2 protein-coding genes are annotated in these 852 nt (G+C 56.3%); both read left to right on the top strand.

Annotated elements, in window-relative coordinates:
• Positions 1 to 35: 35 nt before the first annotated feature.
• Positions 36 to 470 carry a helix-turn-helix domain-containing protein gene (locus tag DEIPH_RS16905; RefSeq protein WP_034360490.1) on the top strand — a complete coding sequence of 145 codons (435 nt, stop codon included), beginning with the start codon at positions 36 to 38 and terminating at the stop codon, positions 468 to 470.
• Positions 467 to 852, top strand: a 386-nt coding sequence (locus DEIPH_RS16900) for a transposase (protein WP_034360487.1), incomplete at its 3' end; no start/stop codon positions are given. The genes DEIPH_RS16905 and DEIPH_RS16900, both read left to right, overlap by 4 nt.

Below are 852 nucleotides of genomic sequence, written 5' to 3'. Positions count from 1 at the left end.
ATGACCACAGGTGAGGGCAGGTCTAAAATGGGTGTATGGGACGGCGGAAGCAGTTTGTGGTGACGCTCAACGATGAGGAGCGGGGTCAACTGAAGGACATGACGCGCAAGGGTGTCATCAGTGCGCGGGTGATGACCCGCGCACGAATCCTGCTCCTCAGCGATCAACAATTGAAGGATGATGACGTGGCCGAGCGACTGGGCATCAGTCACCTGACCGTCGCCAGCATTCGGAAGAAATACGTTCAAGGTGGACTGGAAACCGCACTGTATGAGAAGGCTCGGCCCAAACAGCCACCCAAACTTGGCCCGAAGGAAACGGCTATTCTGATTGCTGAGGTCTGCTCAGAAGCACCAGAGGGCCGGGAGAAATGGACGATGCAACTTCTGGCGGATCGGCTGGTGACGCTGGAAGTGGTGGACAGCATCAGTGATGAAACGGTGCGTCGGACGTTAAAAAAAATGATTTGAAACCCTGGCAGGTCGAGAGCTGGTGCATCGCCAAGGTGGGGGCCGACTTCGTGTGGCGCATGGAAGAGGTGCTGGATACCTACGCCGAGCCGTATGATCCCGAGTACCCGGTCGTGTGCTTTGACGAGAAGTCTTATCAGCTTATGGATCACTTGGCCGAACCACTGCCACCCGCGCCGGGTATCCCGGCGCGGGTGGATTACGAATACAAACGTTGTGGTACAGCCAATCTCTTCGTGGCCTTTGAACCCTTGACCGGGCAGCGTACAGTGACCGTCACCGAACGTCGGAGTAATCTGGATTTCACAGCGCAGATGCAGGCTCTGCATCTGCGCTACCCGGACGCAAAGAAAATACGTTTGGTGCTGGATCAGCTTTCCAC

It is taken from the genome of Deinococcus phoenicis (assembly GCF_000599865.1).
Taxonomy (GTDB): Bacteria; Deinococcota; Deinococci; order Deinococcales; family Deinococcaceae; genus Deinococcus; species Deinococcus phoenicis.
Note: the sequence above shows the minus strand (reverse complement) of the source record. Positions and strands in the feature narration are given on the sequence as shown.